Origin of the sequence: Bradyrhizobium sp. WSM1743 (genome assembly GCF_000473065.1) — a bacterium.
GTDB lineage: Bacteria > Pseudomonadota > Alphaproteobacteria > Rhizobiales > Xanthobacteraceae > Bradyrhizobium.
Window position 1 is genome coordinate 1 of the sequence record NZ_AXAZ01000041.1, and the last position, 16,877, is coordinate 16,877.

The 16,877-nt window shown below is 65.6% G+C and carries 19 protein-coding genes; 12 read left to right on the forward strand and 7 right to left on the reverse strand.

All coding sequences use genetic code 11. The annotated features are described in order from the left end of the window. A partial coding sequence (locus tag YU9_RS0122940) for a transposase (protein WP_027574895.1) occupies positions 1 to 220 on the reverse strand: 220 nt, incomplete at its 3' end. A 251-nt stretch (positions 221 to 471) separates the two neighbouring features. Here YU9_RS0122940 and YU9_RS0122945 point away from each other — a divergent pair. Beyond that, positions 472 to 1,401, forward strand: coding sequence for a glycine reductase (locus tag YU9_RS0122945; RefSeq protein WP_027574896.1), 930 nt, complete (start codon positions 472 to 474; stop codon positions 1,399 to 1,401). A gap of 35 nt (positions 1,402 to 1,436) precedes the next feature. Then, positions 1,437 to 2,630, forward strand: coding sequence for a CaiB/BaiF CoA-transferase family protein (locus tag YU9_RS0122950; RefSeq protein WP_027574897.1), 1,194 nt, complete (start codon positions 1,437 to 1,439; stop codon positions 2,628 to 2,630). A 21-nt stretch (positions 2,631 to 2,651) separates the two neighbouring features. On the opposite strand, the gene YU9_RS0122955 is transcribed toward YU9_RS0122950, so the two are convergent. Continuing rightward, a complete protein-coding gene (locus YU9_RS0122955) occupies positions 2,652 to 3,416 on the reverse strand; it encodes an SOS response-associated peptidase (RefSeq protein WP_027574898.1) in 765 nt (254 codons plus the stop codon). 63 nt (positions 3,417 to 3,479) lie between these two features. Between YU9_RS0122955 and YU9_RS0122960 the strand changes: the two genes are divergently transcribed. The 4 genes from YU9_RS0122960 to YU9_RS0122975 all read left to right on the forward strand — a co-directional run bounded on the left by YU9_RS0122960 (position 3,480) and on the right by YU9_RS0122975 (position 5,380). Next, on the forward strand, positions 3,480 to 3,989 hold the full coding sequence (locus tag YU9_RS0122960; protein WP_027574899.1) for a hypothetical protein: 510 nt from the start codon (positions 3,480 to 3,482) through the stop codon (positions 3,987 to 3,989). A 9-nt stretch (positions 3,990 to 3,998) separates the two neighbouring features. Then, positions 3,999 to 4,433 (forward strand): NUDIX hydrolase, encoded by a 435-nt coding sequence (locus tag YU9_RS0122965; protein ID WP_027574900.1) that lies wholly within the window; start codon positions 3,999 to 4,001, stop codon positions 4,431 to 4,433. Positions 4,434 to 4,478: 45 nt separating this feature from the next. After that, a complete protein-coding gene (locus YU9_RS0122970; protein ID WP_027574901.1) occupies positions 4,479 to 4,856 on the forward strand; it encodes a TIGR02301 family protein in 378 nt (125 codons plus the stop codon). A gap of 257 nt (positions 4,857 to 5,113) precedes the next feature. Next, a complete protein-coding gene (locus YU9_RS0122975) occupies positions 5,114 to 5,380 on the forward strand; it encodes a hypothetical protein (RefSeq protein WP_025034564.1) in 267 nt (88 codons plus the stop codon). Between the two features lie 183 nt (positions 5,381 to 5,563). On the opposite strand, the gene YU9_RS0122980 is transcribed toward YU9_RS0122975, so the two are convergent. From YU9_RS0122980 to YU9_RS0123000, 5 genes are all read right to left on the reverse strand, one after another. Next, on the reverse strand, positions 5,564 to 5,884 hold the full coding sequence (locus YU9_RS0122980; RefSeq protein WP_027574902.1) for a cupredoxin family copper-binding protein: 321 nt from the start codon (positions 5,882 to 5,884) through the stop codon (positions 5,564 to 5,566). Positions 5,885 to 5,893: 9 nt separating this feature from the next. Beyond that, positions 5,894 to 6,427 carry a DUF4142 domain-containing protein gene (locus tag YU9_RS0122985; protein WP_027574903.1) on the reverse strand — a complete coding sequence of 178 codons (534 nt, stop codon included), beginning with the start codon at positions 6,425 to 6,427 and terminating at the stop codon, positions 5,894 to 5,896. Between the two features lie 88 nt (positions 6,428 to 6,515). Further along, on the reverse strand, positions 6,516 to 7,208 hold the full coding sequence (locus YU9_RS0122990) for an RNA polymerase sigma factor (RefSeq protein ID WP_027574904.1): 693 nt from the start codon (positions 7,206 to 7,208) through the stop codon (positions 6,516 to 6,518). Between the two features lie 253 nt (positions 7,209 to 7,461). Continuing rightward, positions 7,462 to 8,331, reverse strand: a complete 870-nt coding sequence (locus tag YU9_RS0122995) for a sulfurtransferase (RefSeq protein WP_027574905.1) — start codon at positions 8,329 to 8,331, stop codon at positions 7,462 to 7,464. Between the two features lie 218 nt (positions 8,332 to 8,549). Beyond that, entirely contained in the window at positions 8,550 to 9,884 is a 1,335-nt protein-coding gene (locus YU9_RS0123000) for a dihydroorotase (protein ID WP_027574906.1), read from the reverse strand. Positions 9,885 to 9,985: 101 nt separating this feature from the next. On the opposite strand from YU9_RS0123000, the gene YU9_RS0123005 reads away from it, so the two are divergent. From YU9_RS0123005 to YU9_RS0123030, 6 genes are all read left to right on the forward strand, one after another. Then, positions 9,986 to 10,867, forward strand: a complete 882-nt coding sequence (locus tag YU9_RS0123005; RefSeq protein ID WP_027574907.1) for a folate-binding protein YgfZ — start codon at positions 9,986 to 9,988, stop codon at positions 10,865 to 10,867. Further along, positions 10,864 to 11,490 (forward strand): DNA-3-methyladenine glycosylase I, encoded by a 627-nt coding sequence (locus YU9_RS0123010; RefSeq protein WP_027574908.1) that lies wholly within the window; start codon positions 10,864 to 10,866, stop codon positions 11,488 to 11,490. The genes YU9_RS0123005 and YU9_RS0123010 overlap by 4 nt, the downstream gene beginning before the upstream one ends. Next, complete coding sequence (locus YU9_RS0123015) at positions 11,487 to 12,101, forward strand: YfbR-like 5'-deoxynucleotidase (protein ID WP_027574909.1); 615 nt, start codon at positions 11,487 to 11,489, stop codon at positions 12,099 to 12,101. Before YU9_RS0123010 ends, YU9_RS0123015 begins: the two co-directional genes overlap by 4 nt. Before the next feature lie 266 nt (positions 12,102 to 12,367). Then, positions 12,368 to 12,874 (forward strand): tyrosine phosphatase family protein, encoded by a 507-nt coding sequence (locus YU9_RS0123020; RefSeq protein WP_027574910.1) that lies wholly within the window; start codon positions 12,368 to 12,370, stop codon positions 12,872 to 12,874. 214 nt (positions 12,875 to 13,088) lie between these two features. Further along, a complete protein-coding gene (locus tag YU9_RS0123025; protein WP_027574911.1) occupies positions 13,089 to 14,057 on the forward strand; it encodes an NAD regulator in 969 nt (322 codons plus the stop codon). A gap of 107 nt (positions 14,058 to 14,164) precedes the next feature. Beyond that, complete coding sequence (locus YU9_RS0123030) at positions 14,165 to 16,873, forward strand: DUF2339 domain-containing protein (RefSeq protein ID WP_027574912.1); 2,709 nt, start codon at positions 14,165 to 14,167, stop codon at positions 16,871 to 16,873. Positions 16,874 to 16,877: the final 4 nt, after the last annotated feature.

The window sequence follows — 16,877 nt, forward strand, 5'->3', positions numbered from 1 at the left end:
CCTCACGGCGCAACCGCTCGATCTCCTGCTGCTCCGGCTTCATCTGCCCGTGGCCGGGAAAGGCCTGCACCGGATCGGAGCCGAACTCTTTCACCCATTTGCGCAGAACGTTCTCATGAACATCCAGGTCGCGCCCGGCCTGCGCCACCGACACCCCACGCTCCCTAACCAGCTTGACCGCCTCGATCTTGAACTCGCGACTGAACTTCCGTCTCTTCATCGCCCACCTCCGGCTTCATGAAACACCTAATCTCGGTGTCCATCAAACCGGCAGCAGCTCAACCCCACCCCGTCTCACATTTTCGCTGCGCTCAATGTGAGCCGACCCTCCCCCTCCAGGGGAAGGGTAAGAGGCACCGTTCGTGCCGCACCGTCCTCATCTGCAATTCTGTCCTGCGCTGCCCCGCCCCCCGTTGAGCAACACCAAAACTATCTCTAATCTGGCCCCAACCAAGAACCAGGAGACGCGCCATGTCCGCTCCGCGCGACGACGAATTCGGCTTTGCGCCCGACTACGATTCTCCCGTCCCCTACATGCAGCGCACGCGCGACTATTACGCGGCGATCGGCTACACCACGCCGTATCGCTGGGCGCATTACACCGAGGCGCCGTTCCAGCCGCTGAAGAAGCCGCTGGCGCAATCGCGCGTCACCATCATCACCACGGCTGCGCCTTACGATCCGGCCAAGGGCGACCAGGGGCCGGGCGCGGCATATAACGGCAGCGCGAAGTTCTACCAGGTCTATGACGGCGACACGTCCAAGCCACACGACCTGCGCATCTCGCACATCGGCTACGACCGCAAGCACACTTCGGCCACCGACAGCGGAAGCTGGTTTCCGCTGCCGCAGCTCTTGAAGGCCAGCGCCGCGGGACGGATCGGCGAAGTGAGCCAGCGCTTCTTCGGCGCGCCGACCAACCGCAGCCATCGCGTCACGCTCGATACCGACGCGCCGGAGATTCTTTCGCGCTGCCTGGCCGACAAGGTGGATGTCGCGGTGCTGGTGCCGAACTGCCCGGTCTGCCACCAGACCACGGCGCTGGTGGCGCGGCATCTGGAGCGCAACGGGATTGCGACCGTGATCATGGGCTGCGCCAAGGACATCGTCGAGCACGCCGCCGTGCCGCGCTTCCTGTTCAGCGATTTCCCGCTCGGCAATTCCGCCGGCAAGCCGCACGACATCGCCTCGCAGGCCCAGACGCTCGAGCTCGCGCTTCGGCTGCTGGAGTCCGCCAGCAGCCCGCAGACCACGATGCAGTCGCCGCTGCGCTGGAGCGAGGATGCCTCCTGGAAGCTCGACTACAACAACGTCGCGCAGCTCTCGCCGGAAGAGCTCGCCCGCCGCCGGGCCGAATTCGACAAGCAAAAGGAGATCGCGCGCGGCAACCGCGCCGCCTGACGTCCTCCAACAACAATAAACCAAGGGAGAGCGGCGTGACGCGACCGTTCGAGGGCGTGAAGATCCTGGACTTCACGCAAGTGCTGGCCGGCCCGTATGCGAGCTACCAGCTCGCGCTGCTCGGCGCCGACGTCATCAAGGTCGAACGGCGCGAGGGCGAGGACATGCGCCGCACGCCGCTCAGCCGCGAATGGGCCGAGCGCGGGCTGGCGCCGGCGTTCCAGGCCATCAACGGCAACAAGCGCAGTCTGACGCTCGACCTGCAGAAGCCGGAGGCGATCGCGATCGTGAAGAAGCTCGTGGCCCAGGTCGACGTCGTCATGGAGAATTTTCGCCCAGGCGTGATGGACAAGCTCGGCATCGGCTATGAGGCGCTGTCGGCGATCAATCCCAAGCTGATCTATTGCGCAGTCTCCGGCTTCGGCCAGACCGGCCCGGATCGCCTGCGGCCCGGTTATGACGGCAAGATGCAGGCGCTGTCGGGCATCATGGCCATCACGGGCCATCCCGAGACTGGGCCGACCCGCGCGGGCTTTGCGGTGTGCGACGTGCTCTCGGGCGCCACGGCCGCGTTCGGCGTGTCGAGCGCGCTGTACCAGCGCGACCGCACCGGCAAGGGCCAGCTCATCGACGTCTCCATGCTGGAGGCGACGCTGGCGTTTCTCTCCGGCCAGATCGCGGACTGGTCGGTTGCCGGCCATCGCCAAACGCTCTCGGGCAACCAGGCGGTCAGCCGCAGGGCCACGGCGAATTTGTTCAAATGCGGCGACGGCCACATCCTGCTCGCCGTCAACAACGAGAAGCAGTATCGCGCGCTGATGAACGCGCTCGGCCGCGAGGACACGCTCACTGACCCGCGCTTTGTCGACTGGTTCGCGCGCAACGAGAACGAGGGCGCGCTCCGCGCCATCATCGAAGAGGCGCTGGCGCAAAGGCCGGCGCGTGAATGGGAGACGATTTTGGAAGACGCCGGCGCGCCCTGCGCCAGCATCTGGAAAGTCGAGGAGGTCATCGACCATCCGCAAGTGAAGGCGCGCGGCGCGATCCAGGAGCTGGATACGCAATACGGCCGCCTGCGCTTTGCCGGCAGCGGCTTCAAGCTCGCCCATGGCGGCGGTAGGCTGGACCGGATGGCGCCGGAGCTTGGGGCGGATACGGATGCGGTGCTGGGCGAGCTGGGGTTTGATGCGGCGGAGATCGCGGCGTTGCGGGCGCGGGAGATTGTGTAGCGCTGCCGCACGCTCCGCTGCCTAGAACAACGATCCCTGCCCGTCATCCGCCGGGCTGGCGGCAACCTTCCGCACCGCCTTCTTCGGCCTGGCCGCCTCTGCCTCCGTCTCCATCTCCTCCGCGCTGATCGGCAGCACGAGTTGCGCGTCGTCATTGGCAACGCGGTTGACGCGGGTGGAGACGGGGTGCCAGGCGAATTCGCCGATGCGCGGAGCGGTCATCAGCGGCAGGATCGCGTCGACCTCGTCGCTGCGATGATCGAGCCAGCGCTCGAAATCGCGCGGGCTGATGGTCACGGGCACGCGGTCATGCAGCGCGGCGAGGTCCTCGCCCGCCGCGGCAGTGACGATCGCGACCGTGTCGAGCTCCTCGCCGTTCGGCCCGACCCAGGTTTCGAACACCGCGGCAAAGCCGAGCGGTTCGCCGTCGGCGCGGTGGATGAAGAAGGGCTGCTTGCGGCCGCCCTCCGACTTCCACTCGTAATAGCCATCGGCTGGAATCAGGCCGCGCCGGCGGCGAATCGCATTTTTGAACGCCGGCTTCTCCAGCACGGTCTCGGAGCGGGCGTTGATCAGGAGCGTAAACCCGCGCGGATCCTTGACCCAGCCCGGCAACAGCCCCCATCGCATCAGGCGGAAATGGCGCGCGCCGTTCTCAACCAACACCACCGGAATCGGCTCTGTCGGGGCGACATTGTACCGGGGCGGGAAATTCGGCTGCTCGACATAGCCGAACAGTTGCCGCAAAGCCGCGGGGGCCGAAGTTATGACGAAGCGTCCACACATCCTTGGGGGCCTATATAGGGTCCGTTCAGGTCCTTTTAACCCCGAACGTTAACACTGCGGCAGATGAGCTCAACGGCCTCCAAACCCGCGCGCACGCATGTACAGACGGGCCCCGAGGCGGCCGCCTGGGCCGAACGGCTGCGCGTGGCCAACATCAACCCGCGGACCGGGCTTGCCACCGACTATCTCAACCATTTCAATGAAGCCGTCATGCTGCTCGAAATGGTCCCCGATATGCCCGAATGCGCCGAAGACTTCCTGACCTGGACGCCGCTGTCCTATGCCGAGCATTTCACGGCGTCGAATTTCAAGGCGCGGGACCTCGCCATCGAGGCCTATGAGAAGGCCGATCCCAACGTGCGCGCCCAGTTCGACCACATCACTGATACCATGACCTCGATCCTGACCGCGGTGGGCTCGGCCATGCGCGAGGTCGAGAAGGACACGACCCGCGTCCGCCTCGCCGAGCAGGCCACGCTCTGGGTCAAGCCGCTGATCGCGGCCTGCGGCGGCATCATCAATGGCGGGGCGGAAGCCGACGTCGACACCATCATGGCGAACTCGGCCGGATAGGTGACGAGATTGGCCGCCGTCGTCCAGCCCACCCACCCCCAGCTTGCGGTCAGCGCGGCCATCTTCCGTGACGGCAAGGTGCTGCTGGTCCGCCGCGCCCGCTCGCCCGCCAAGGGGTTCTATTCGCTTCCGGGCGGCCGGGTCGAGTTCGGCGAATCGCTGCATCAGGCCCTGAGCCGCGAGGTCGACGAGGAAACCGGCCTTCGCATCGAGATCATTGGCCTCGCGGGCTGGCGCGAGGTGCTGCCGGCCGCGGCCGGCGCCGGCCATTATTTGATCATGTCGTTTGCCGCCCGCTGGAGGGCGAAGGAACCGGCCTTGAACGACGAGCTCGACGATTACCGCTGGATCGCGCCGGATGCCCTCGCGAGCCTCGGCGACCTCAAGCTGACCGGCGGACTGGAGGAGGTCATCCTGTCCGCCCACCGGCTGCTTGGGGCCTGACGGCCCGCCTTGCGCCCGCCGTCCCGAGGGGGCATACAGCCGCCGATGTCCACGCGATTTCTGGCCATTTTTGCCCTGATTCTCGCCTGCGCCTCCGTGCCCGCGAGGGCCCAGGACGTGGCGGCGCCGTTTGACGGCGATTTGCAGCGGTTGGCGGAGATCCTCGGCGGGCTGCATTATCTGCGCGGCATCTGCGGATCCAACGAGGGCAACAAATGGCGCAACGAGATGCAGGCGCTGATCGATGCCGAAACCCCCTCCGGCGAGCGCCGCACCCGCATGATCGCCGGTTTCAACCGCGGCTATAACGGCTTTCAGCAGACCTACCGGAGCTGCACGCCGGCCGCGACGGTGGCGATCCGCCGCTACATCGAGGAAGGCTCGAAGATCTCGCGCGATCTCACGGCGCGCTACGCGAACTGAACACTCTCCACGTGTCATTCCGGGGCGCGCGCAGCGCGAGCCCGGAATCCATTCATCCATCGTCTCTGCAGCCTGATGGATTCCGGGTTCGCGACTTCGTCGCGCCCCGGAATGACAGGGAGCAGGAACCCTGTCATCGACTTTGTTCACAGCCGTTAACCGTTCTTAAAGATGTGGCCTAGCGGTCGTTAACGCCCGTGCTACACCTCTCGCACAGCGCATCGCCGTGGATCGCGCCCCAGCCCTGATCGAGTTTCATGAGCCAGCCGATTTCCTACGCCCCCGCCCGCGCGCCGCTGCCCGATCACGAGCAGAAACAGGCTGCCCTGAGCTATCTCAACGAGGCCTGGGCAGAGGCGCGCCATGACGGCGTCGACGGTGATTGCCTGGCGCAGGCGAGCCTGTTCGCCGCATTGGCCGAGCTCGTCGGGACCTATGGCGAGGACGCGGTGGCGAAGTTCGTCGAGGGCTTTCCCGGCCGCATTCGCAACGGCGAATTCTCGGTCGGCATCTCCAGGCAGTAAGCCCATTTCCAAAAATGACCCCGCCATTCGGGCGGGGCCAGTAAACGGATGAATGACTTTGTGAAGTCGTCGCGAAGTCTGCTGCGATTTATCGCACGAAAGCCGTTCCCCGCGGACAAGCGTTAGTCTTGCAATGAGCGGGAGATGTTCCTGAGACGATCGGGGATGCGGTCCTTCCCTCCATCACGGCGCAACCTTGAGCGTCGCCTTCATGTTGGGATGATAGCGGCAGTAGTAGTCGATCGCTCCCGCCTTCTTCAGAACGAATGTCGCCGATTTCTTCGGCGGCAAGTTCACATCGAAATCGCCATTCTCTGAGGTGGCGGTGTGGGCGAACACGTCCTTGTTGATCCATTCGATGGTGTCGCCCACCTTCGCCGACATTTCGGCTGGTGAGATCACGAGATTCTCCATCGTGATGCGAATGGTCGCGGCACGCGCCGGGACGACCATCGACAGGAGGACGACCGCAAGTGCGATCGAAGCGAGGCGTCCCGGCATCATCTGACGCTCCTATTTCAGCTCGGCCGCGACGTGCTCGGCGTGGTGCTGATGACCCTGGAAGATCTTCAGGCCGGTTTGCAGCAGGCTCTTCAGCTCCGCGTTGCTCGCAGACGGGATCAGCTGCGTCTCCAGCGCGCCATTGACCGCCTTGTGGTAGGCGACCTCGTTGGCGACATAGGCCTTGTCGAAGGCAGCACCGCTCAGCTTGTCGAGCTCGGCCAGCTTGTCGCTCGCCTGCTTCGACAGCGCGCGGCTGGTGTCGTTGTCTTCAGGCGTGACGTTCAGCTTCTTGACCAGCGCGAGCGCCTGCTTGTTGACGGCCTCGTGGTCGCGCAGCATGTCCTCGGCAAACGCCTTGACGTCCTTGCTCTTTGCCTTCTTCTGTGCCTGCTTGGCCGCTTTGATGTCGATCACGCCCGCGGTATAGGCGACATGTGCGATCTGCGGATCGGTGGGCTTGTCGGCTGCGCTGGCACTTTGCAGCAGTACGGGACTCGACAATAGAATTGCTGCGGCGGCCGCCGCGCTCCATCGGATCAACATGGCTTGACACTCCTGTGGAGCCGGAACAGTTTCCGGCGTGTTGCTTGCACAGGTTGGATGCCGATTTCGCGCGAACGTTCCCGGAAAATTACGCGGCCACGCCAAGGCGCCTGAGAACCGCCTCGGTCAGGCGCTCGCAGCGCCGGCCGGCGAACGGAAACGCATCCAGCACGACCGGACCGATCTTCTTCTCGACATTCGCGCGCAACAGCGTGCGCGCACGGTGCAGCCGCGTCTTGACGGTCTCGGGTTTGATGCCGAGCAGCTCGGCGGTCTCGTCCACGCTCATTCCCTCCATCACCCGCGCGATGAAGACCATGCGGAAGGTGTCGGGCAGTTCATCGACCGCGTGTTCGACGACGCGCTGGATCTCGCGTTGGGCCATGGACTTTTCCGGATCAGTTGCGGCGGACGAAAGCGGAAACTGGATGATCTGCGCTTCGAGCACTGCCTCCGGCAGCGATCCCAGTTCGACCTGGGGCTTCCGACCGCGTGCGCGTCCGAGCGCTTCGTTGATCGCAATGCGCGACAACCACGTCGACAGCGCCGACTCACCAAGAAAGCCGTCAAGATGGGTGAATGCGCGGACATAGGTTTCCTGCACCACGTCCTCGGCTTCGCTGTCGCTGCGCAGGATGCCGCGGGCAAGCCTATAGAGCCGGCGGTTATTGGCCTGCATGATCTCGCGCAAAGCGGTCTCGTCCCGGTGCCGCGCGCGGTCGATCAGCGCGGCTTCCGATGTCCTGGCGTGAGCGGACAGGCTGGCTGCGGTCCCTGGCATGGCGGTTACCTTATCTCCATTGGTTCCGGACATTGGATGCAGGCCCAGGCGAAAGGTTCCCAATCTTGTTACTCGGGGCTCTTACCCTCCCCTGGAGGGGGAGGGTCGCTTCGCGTGGAGCAAAGCGCAATGCGAAGCGGGGTGGGGTGATCTCTCCACAGGGGCACCGCCCATGGCGAGAGACTGTCACCCCACCCCGCTCGTGCTTCGCACGATCGACCCTCCCCCTCCAGGGGAGGGTAACAGCAATCCTCTAATCCGTCTCGATCGGCAGCGACGGGTCCCTCGCCCATTCGCCCATGGATGCGTCGTAGAGCGTCAGCTTGTCGTAGCCGAGTTGCGTCAGCAAGAAGAGGTCGATCGTCGCCGAGATGCCGCCGCCGCAATAGAGAATCACGTTCTTGTCGCGCGTGACGCCCTGGGCCGCGAACTTCGCTTCCGCATCTGCAAGGCTCGTCAGCGTCTTGTCGGCGTTCACGAGCGTTGCGGCTGATACGTTGACGCTGCCGGGCACGCGGCCCGACCGGCCATAGCGGCTCGGCTCGAGGCCGCGGTGAAACTGCGGCCCGAGCGCGTTGACCATGACCGTCGCGGGATCGCCGATCCGCGCCTTCACGGTGGTCTTGTCAACGAAGAATCCTGGGCGCGGCGCGGCCTTGAAGATCGTGGGTGGATAGCCCTTCGGTGCGCCCGTCTCGACCGGCCGCCCCTCCTCCTTCCATTTGTCGAAACCACCGTCGAGCACGCGAGCATCGGCGCCGAGCGAGCGCAGCATCCACCAGAACCGCGTTGCCCACATCATCGTGCCGATGCTGTAGACCACGATGGTCTTGCTCGCACCGAGGCCGTGGCGGCCGAAGGCGATCTCCAGCTGGGCCACATCGGGCATCATGAAGAAGTATTGCGACGAGGTGTCGGAGAACTCGCCTTGCAGGTCGAGGAAATCGGCGCCCGGGATGTGGCCGGCCGCGAACGTCTTGTCGCCGGGCACCGCGCGATAAGGTACATCGCTGCCCGGCGGGACGGGCTCGTTGTACGTCGTGCAGTCGTAGAGGCGAAGATTGGGATCGCCGAGCATGGCGGCGAGTTGCTCGGTGGTGATGAGGGGTGTCGGTTGGGACATTGTCGCCTCGCGTTAAAAGCCGTAGCCGGGTGAGCGTAGCGAAACCCGGGAATGGGCGAAACCCCGCATATCGCTTCGCTCATGCGGGCTACGACCTTTCCCTCGTCATTGCGAGCGCAGCGAAGCAATCCAGACTGCCGCCGCAGAAAGAGCCTGGATTGCTTCGCTGCGCTCGCAATGACGCGCGTGGAGGCACTACGTGGCCCCAGCACAGCACCCTACTGCTTCAGCGTCTCCAGAAACCGCACCGCCTCGCCTTGCGACGGGGTCATCAGCTCACCCTGCCACATCACGCGGCGGCCGCGGATGAAGGTGCCGACGGGCCAACCGGTGACACGGACGCCGTCATAGGGCGTCCAGCCGGCTTTGGACGCGACCCATTTGTTGGTGATGGTCTCGCTGCGCTTCAGGTCGACGATGGTGAAGTCGGCATCGTAACCGGCGGCGATGCGGCCCTTGCAGGCCATGTTGTAGAGGCGTGCGGGGCCGGCACTGGTGAGGTCGACGAAGCGCGCCAGCGAGAGCCGACCCGCGTTGACGTGATCGAGCATGATCGGCACCAGCGTCTGCACGCCGGTCATGCCCGAAGGCGAGACCGGATAGGTCTTCTGCTTCTCTTCGAGCGTATGCGGGGCGTGGTCGGAGCCGAGCACGTCGATGATGCCCTGCTCGATGCCGCGCCATATGCCGGCGCGATGATCGGCCCCGCGCACTGGCGGGTTCATCTGGGCGAGCGTGCCGAGCCGCTCGTAGCATTCGGGCGCGACCAGCGTGAGATGGTGCGGCGTCGCCTCGCAGGAGGCGACATCCTTGTGGTCACGCAGAAACTCGATCTCTTCCTTGGTCGAGATATGCAGCACGTGGATACGCTTGCCCGTCTCGTGCGCGAGCTTGACCAGGCGCTGCGTCGCCATCAGCGCCGCGGTCTCGTCGCGCCAGACCGGATGCGAGCGGGCATCGCCCTCGATGCGCTGCGATTTGCGCTCGTTGAGCCGATACTCGTCCTCGGCGTGGAAGGCGGCACGGCGGCGGATCACCTGAAAGATGCGGCGCAGGCTTTCGTCGTCCTCCACCAGAAGCGCGCCGGTCGAGGAGCCGATGAAGACCTTGACGCCGGCGCAGCCGGGTGCGCGCTCGAGCACCGGCAGGTCCTGCACGTTCTCGCGCGTGCCGCCGATGAAAAAGGCGAAATCGCAATGCATGCGGTGGTGGGCCCGCTTCACTTTGTCGGTGAATTCGGTCTCCGTCACCGTCAGCGGCGCGGTGTTCGGCATTTCGAACACGGCGGTGACGCCGCCCATCACGGCGCTGCGCGAGCCGGTCTCGAGGTCTTCCTTGTGCGTCAGCCCGGGCTCGCGGAAATGCACCTGCGTGTCCATCACGCCGGGCAGGATGTGCAGGCCCTTGCAGTCGATCACCTCCGCGGCGCTGCCTTGCGACAGCGGGCCCAGCTCGGCGATGCGACCGCCCGCGATGGCGATGTCACGAACGCCCTCACCGTCCTGGTTGACCACGGTGCCGCCCTTGAGGATCACATCGAAACGCTGGCTCATGGCTGAAGGCCTCTCTCATCCCCAAGCGCAGGGCTCGAGGTCTTGTCGTTTATGCGTTGCGGGCTTACGTTCCGGAGCAACATGTCGCAAGAGATTTTCGCATGAAATCGGCGTTTCTTCCCGACCGGGGCGTGGTCAAGGTCGCGGGCGAGGATGCGCGCAACTTCCTCAACGGCCTGGTCACGACCGACCTCGACAGGCTGAAACCCGGCCTGGGGCGATTCGGCGCGCTGCTGACGCCGCAGGGCAAGATCATCGTGGACTTCCTGATCACGGAAGCGCCCGCGGGTCACGGCGGCGGGTTCCTGATCGACTGCCCGAAAGCGCTGGCGGACACCCTGGCCACCAAGCTGAAGTTCTACAAATTGCGCGCCAAGGTCACGGTGGACAACCTTTCCGGCGATCTCGGCGTGCTCGCAGCCTGGGACGGCCAGCCCGCGGTCCAGCCCGACCTTGCCTTCGCCGATCCGCGGAATGACGGGCTCGGCACCCGCATCCTGATCCCAGAAGATCTCAAGCAGAAGCTGTCCGATCTTATCGGCGCCGAGCTGGTCGATGCGGCCGAGTACGAGGCGCACCGTATCGCGCTCGGCGTGCCGCGCGGAGGGCTTGATTTCACGTACAGCGATGCGTTCCCCCACGAGACCAACATGGATCGTCTCGCCGGCGTTGATTTCGACAAGGGCTGCTATGTCGGTCAGGAGGTCGTCTCGCGCATGCAGCATCGCGGCACTGCACGTACCCGCAGCGTCAAGGTGCTGCTCGACGGTCCTTCACCCGAAATCGGCGCGACCATTCTTGCCGGCGACAAGCCGGTCGGCACGATCGGCTCGACCGCCGGCGGCAAGGGCATCGCGCTGGTGCGGATCGACCGCGTCGCCGATGCGCTCGACGCGGGCCAGGCGCTCACCGCTGGAGGGCTGGCTGTGACGCTCGCTGAACCAGATGCCATTCGAATTCCAGCCAAGCAGCCCATCGCATGAGCCGCGCTCCCCGTCTGCATCCCGATGGTCTGACCCGCTGCCCCTGGCCGGGCGAAGATCCGCTTTATGTCGCCTATCACGACACCGAATGGGGCGTGCCGGAATATGACGACCGCGCACTGTACGAGAAGCTGATCCTGGACGGTTTCCAGGCCGGCCTGTCCTGGATCACGATCCTGCGCAAGCGCGACAATTTCCGTAAAGCCTTCGACGATTTCCAGCCGGAGAAGATCGCGCGCTATAACGCCAAGAAGGTTCACGCGCTGATGAACGATGCCGGCATCGTGCGCAACAAGGCCAAGATCGACGGCGCGATCCTGAGCGCGAGGTCGTATCTCGATATCATGGAGAAGGGTCCGGGCTTCTCGAAGCTGCTGTGGGACTTCATGGACGGACGGCCCAAGGTCAACCAGTTCAAGACCACAGCGAGCGTGCCGGCCTCGACGCCGCTGTCGGTGCAGATCTCCAAGGAGCTGTCCTCGCGCGGCTTCAAATTCGTGGGCCCGACCATCGTCTATGCCTTCATGCAGGCGACCGGCATGGTCAACGACCATCTGGTCGACTGCCACTGTCACGCCACCTGCGGCAAGACGCAGCGCAAGCCGCGCCTCAAGGCCAAATGACTGCGAAGAAGACCGCGCCCGATGCGCAGTCCCGCGCCTGGCAGCGCATGCTGTCGGGCCGGCGGCTCGATCTGCTCGATCCCTCTCCGCTCGACATCGAGATCGGCGACATCGCCCATGGGCTGGCGCGGGTGGCGCGCTGGAACGGGCAGACCCTTGGCGCGCACATCTTTTCGGTCGCGCAGCACACGCTGCTGGTGGAGACCGTGCTGCGGCACGAGATGCCGCGTGTCGATCAGCGCGTGCGGCTCGCAGCCCTGCTGCACGATGCGCCGGAATATGTGATCGGCGACATGATCTCGCCGTTCAAGGCGGTGCTCGATGGCCACTACAAGGCGGTCGAGAAACGGCTGCTCGGCGCTATCCATATCCGATTCGGTTTGCCACCAGTGCTACCGGAGGAGATCACGCTGGCCATCAAGGCCGCCGATCGCGGTGCGGCCTACCTCGAGGCAACCGTGCTGGCCGGCTTCAAGCAGCCCGAGGCAAGGCGCCTGTTCGGCAAGGATCCCGGCCTGCCCGACAGCGTCCGGCGCGATTACCTGACGCCCTGGACGGCGGCGCGGGCTGAGAAGCAGTTTCTGGAGCGGTTTGGCGCCGTGTTTGCGTAGGCGCTGTTGTGACTGGTGGCGCGTCTCACTCCGCGGTCGTCCCCGCGGACGCGGGGACCCATAACCACAGGGAGCGGTTGCAGCGCAAACTGGCGACCATGAGTCTTCGCCAAACCCAATCCATCCTGTGGTTATGGGGTCCCGGATCCGCACTCCGCCCTGGACAACGCTGCGCGTTGCCAAGAGCTGCGTTTGTCCGGGACGACAGTGAGGCTTCGCTTTGCCCACCCAACAGCGGGCGTTATAATCGCCCAAAAAGGTCCGCCATGATCCACGTCTGTTCCCTTGCCGCGCTTCCCGAGACTGTCCGCACCACAGGCGCCAGCCATGTGCTGACCGTGATGGCCAATGTCGAGCAGGTGGCACGCCCGGTGTCGGTGCTCCCCGCCAACCATCTCAAGGTGTCCATGGACGACATCACCGAGGAGATGGACGGCTTCGTCGCGCCATCGGAGACGCATATCGAGCAGGTGCTGACCTTCGTGCGCGGCTGGGACCGCAGCGCGCCGCTGGTGGTGCATTGCTATGCCGGCATCAGCCGCTCCACCGCGAGCGCGTTCGCAGCCGTGTGCGCGCTCAATCCTAATCGCGACGAGATCGAGATCGCCAGGAAGATCCGCGCGGCCTCGCCGATCGCCTCCCCCAACCGGCGCATCGTCAGCCTCGCCGATCGAGCACTCGGGCGCAACGGCCGCATGCTGCGCGCGCTCGACGAGATGGGCCCCGGCGCGATGATGGTGGAGGGCCGCCCCTTCGTGATCGAGCTCGAATGACAGCTGGTCGCCACAATGGAGGTGCGCCCCCTCTCCCGCCTGCGGGAGAGGGTATCTCGGCGACGAAGACTCCCCCAGAGGAAAGAGCCCTCTCCCGCCTCGCATCTGTCGATGCGATGCGACCTCTCCCGCAAGCGGGAGAGGTGCAGCGAGTCCGCGGATGGGCTGTCTCAACCAAGCGGCATTCTGTTCAATTGAACGACACGACAGCCGCATGAGCGACACGCAGCTGACGCCGATCGAGATTGGCCTCACCGCCGCAATCGTCGCGATCGAGAACCACGAGCCGCTGATCCTGACCGCACGCGGTGCTGACGGGCTTGCCGGCCTGCCGTTCGGCCCGTTCGACGCGGTGAGCCATCGCACCTTCGAGATCGGCCTGCGTGCCTGGGTTGAGCAACAGGCGGGCTTGCGTCTCGGCTATGTCGAGCAGCTCTACACCTTCGGCGATCGCGGCCGTCATGCCGAAGCCGGCGACACCGGCGCGCACATGGTGTCGATCGGCTATCTCGCGCTGACGCGCCCTGTGGACGGCGAGCTCGCGGCAAACGCGGCGAGCTTCGCGCCATGGTACCGATTCTTCCCCTGGGAAGACTGGCGCGAGCAGCCGCCAGAGATCATCGCCCGCGACATCATCCCGGCGCTGACCAAGTGGGCCGAGGAGGAGACGCCGGAAACGACGCGCGCGCTGCCGCGGAAGGACCGCGTACGGTTCTATTTCGGCCTCGATGGCGCGCCCTGGGACGAGGAACGCGTGCTCGACCGCTACGAGCTCTTGTACGAGGCTGGGCTGATCGAGGAGGCGCGGCGCGACGGCCGTCCTGCGGCATTAGCGCGCAAGACGCTTCCCCCGCTCGGGACCTCGATGCGGTTCGACCACCGCCGGATTCTCGCCACGGGAATCGCGCGGCTGCGGGCAAAACTGAAGTATCGTCCTGTCGTCTTTGAACTTTTGCCAGCTGAATTCACACTTACCGAACTGCAGCACACGGTGGAGGCGATCTCCGGCCGGCACCTGCACAAGCAGAATTTTCGGCGCCTGGTCGAAATGGAGGCCCTGGTCGAACCGACCGGGATCATGTCGACACAGACGGGCGGACGGCCGGCGGCGCTCTACCGCTTCCGCCGCGAGGTGCTCCAGGAGCGACCCGCGCCGGGCTTGCGCGTACGCTCCCGGCGCTAGAGCATGATCCGGAAAAGTGCGTAGCGGTTTTCCGGGAAGATCATGCTCAACACTAAGACCTGATATTTGTGGTACCGGCCCCTGCCAGCCGGTTGCCTGGAGGCTTCATGTTCGACGGCCCGTTTGACGTCTTTGCGCTGATCATTGCGATCATCGCCTTCCTGATCGCGATCAAGGCGTCCAGCCAGGCGACCGAGCTGCGCCGCCGGCTGAACTTGCTCGAAGAGAAGTTTTACGCGCAGCGGCCTGTGCAACCACCGCCGCTGACGCCCGCGCAGGTGCAGGCTGAAGCGCCCGCACCAGCCTCCGCCGAGCCACCGCCGCTTGCACCGGAAGCCGAAACGACGCCGCCTCCGCTCGTCACCGAAGAGATTTCACCGCCCCCGCTTGAGCCGAGCACGAGCGCCGATGCGCCGCCTCCGGTACCGGAGGCAGCACCCGGCTTCGAGGAGCGGCTCGGCACCCGCTGGGTGGTGTGGATCGGCGGGCTTGCGCTTGCGCTCGGCGGCTTCTTCATGGTGCGCTATTCGATCGAGGCCGGCCTTGTCGGCCCCGGCGTGCGCGTGTTCCTCGGCGGCCTGTTCGCGCTGGCGCTGCTGGGTGCCGGCGAATGGACACGGCGCAAGGAGAGCATCTCGAGCATCCAGGCGCTGCCGATCGCCAACATCCCCGCGATCCTCACCGCAGCCGGCACGGCGGTGGCGTTCGCGACCATCTACGCGGCCTACGCGCTCTACGGCTTCCTCGTGCCTGCGACGGCCTTCGTGCTGCTCGGCATCGTTGCGATGGGCACGCTTGCCGCAGCGCTGCTGCACGGGCCCGCGCTCGCCGGCCTCGGCGTCGTCGGCGCATTCGTGACGCCGATCCTCGTCTCCAGCGGCAAGCCGGACTATTGGGCGCTCTACATCTATCTTGCGATCGTGACCGCTGCGAGTTTCGGTCTCGCCCGAATCCGGCTGTGGCGCTGGCTTGCAGTCACGACCATCGTCTTTGCCGTGCTCTGGATCTTCCCGGATCTGGATACGGAAGAGTTGCAGGTCGCGCCGCACACCTTCCATGTCATCGCGGGCTTCGTGCTGGCCGCGCTGCTCGTCGTCTGCGGCTTCATGTTCGGACCCAGCTTCGAGGACGGCGAGATCGAGCCGGTCTCGTCGGGCGCGCTCGGCGCCTATCTGTTCGGTGCGATGTTGATCGTGCTGTCGAGCGGGCATGCCGATCTGGCGTTGATTGCCTTCACGCTGCTGGTCGCAGGAACGCTGTTCGTCGCCTGGCGTGCGCCGGCGGCCACCGGCAGCCTCGGCGCGGCTGCAGCGACCGTGTTCATCGTGTTCGCCGAATGGGCGGTGCGCGCCAATCCTGATATGCTGGTGCTGCCGGGCGGCCCCATGCCAGGCATCGGACCGACCGCGACCGACAGCGCGGTGACGCTGCATCTGGTGACGGCCGCGATCTTCGCCGCCGGCTTCGGCATCGCGGGCTTCCTGGCGCAAGGCCGATCGAACTCGGCGATCATTCCGGTGGTGTGGTCCGCATCTGCAGTCGCGACGCCGATTGCGATCCTGGTCGCGCTCTACGCGCGTATCGCTCATCTCGACCGCTCGATTCCGTTCGCAATCCTCGCGGTCCTGCTCGCTGCCGCTTTCGGCGCTGCGACCGAAGCGCTCACGCGCCGCGAGACGCGGCCGGGCATCGCGATCTCCACGGCCCTGTTCGCGACCGGCACGCTCGGCGCAATGGCGCTGGCGCTGACCTTCGCGCTGGAGAAGGGCTGGCTGACGATCGCACTGGCGCTGATGTCGCTCGGCACCGCCTGGATCTCGATGCAGCGCCCGATTCCGTTTCTGCGCTGGCTCGCTGCCATCTTCGCGGGGCTCGTTACCGCGCGCATCGCCTACGATCCTTGCATCGTCGGCGATGCCGTCGGCACGACACCGATCTTCAATTGGCTGCTGTGGGGCTACGGCCTGCCGGCGCTTTCGTTCTGGGCCGCGAGCGTCCTCCTGCGCCGCCGCGCCGACGATGCGCCGCTGCGCATGGTCGAGACCGCCGCGATCCTGTTCACCGCGCTGCTCGCCTTCATGGAGATCCGGCACTTTGCGACCGGCGGCCGCATGACGGCACCGCCGTCACTGCTCGAATTCGCGCTGCAAGCCTGCGTCACGCTGGCGATGGCGATCGGGCTGGAGCGCTTGCGGCTGCGCAGCCGCAGCATCGTGCACGATGTCGGCGCGGTCGTGCTGACGGCGATCGCCGGCCTGATCAGCGTGTTTGGCCTCTTGATCCTGGAGAACCCGCTGCTGTTCTCCGGCGTCAATGTCGGCGGCCTCGTGTTCAATCTGCTGCTGCTCGGCTATGCGTTGCCGGCCTTGCTGTTGCTGCTGCTATCCTACTCGGTAGCGGGACATCGCCCTGTCGCATACGCGAACACGATTGCGGGCGGCGCCCTGGTGTTCGCGCTCACCTATGTGACGCTGGAGATCCGCCGCTTCTATCACGGCCCGGTCCTGCTCTACGGCGGCACCACGAGTGCCGAGCAATACACCTATTCGGTCGGCTGGCTCGCCTTCGGCGTGGTGCTGCTCGGCGTCGGCATCCTGGTCAATTCCGAGCGTGCGCGGCTGGCCTCGGCCGCCGTCATCGCGCTGACGATCCTGAAAGCCTTCGTCATCGATATGTCGACGCTGACAGGCGTCTACCGCGCGCTATCGTTCATGTGCCTCGGCGTCGTGCTGGTCGCGATCGGCTGGCTCTACCAACGCATCCTGTTCCGGCGGCAGGTCACACCGCCGCCGGCTGCGCCGCAGACAGGCAGCTGAAGCG